General features: G+C 76.2%; 1 protein-coding gene. It reads left to right on the top strand.

Features of this window, described 5'->3' with window-relative positions; all coding sequences use genetic code 11:
• Nucleotides 1-144: 144 nt before the first annotated feature.
• On the top strand, nucleotides 145-522 hold a 378-nt coding region (locus AC2W7G_RS18380; protein WP_485869699.1), incomplete at its 3' end, for a trehalose-phosphatase.

The raw sequence follows: 522 nt of genomic DNA, 5'->3' as shown, positions 1-522 counted from the left end.
CACGGTCTACCACCCGGCCGGCCGGCGCGCGGCCGCCGAGCGGCTGGCCCGGCGACCTCGGGATCGACCGCGTCCGCGAGCGCGTCTCCGGCATGTCGGAGGACCGCCTCACGGTCGTCCTGTCCGGCACGCGATGATCGATCCATGCCCGACGCCCTGAGTCGCCGTGACGCCGTGCTGTCCGACCCCGCCGGGACGCTGCTCGGCCTGGACTTCGACGGCACGCTCTCGCACATCGTCGACGACCCCACCCGCGCCTACGCGCACCCGGACTCCGTCGCCGCCCTGCAGCGGCTCGGCCGCGTCCTGGGTCAGGTGGCGATCGTGACCGGACGCCCCGTCGCCCAGGCGCTCGAGCTCGGCGGGTTCGCCGGGCTGGAGGGGCTGGAGAACCTGCGCATCCTCGGCCAGTACGGCGCCGAGTCGTGGGACGCGACGCAGGGCCCGGTGGCCGAGGTCGTCGTCCCCCGAGCCGGTGGCGGCCGTCGCCGCCGTGCTGCCGGAGTGGCTCGAGCGCCACGG

The sequence above is a fragment of the Aeromicrobium sp. PFPM2_SD2 genome (genome assembly GCF_057364525.1).
The sequence above is the reverse complement of the archived record's forward strand: the minus strand, read 5'-3'. Positions and strand labels throughout refer to the sequence as shown.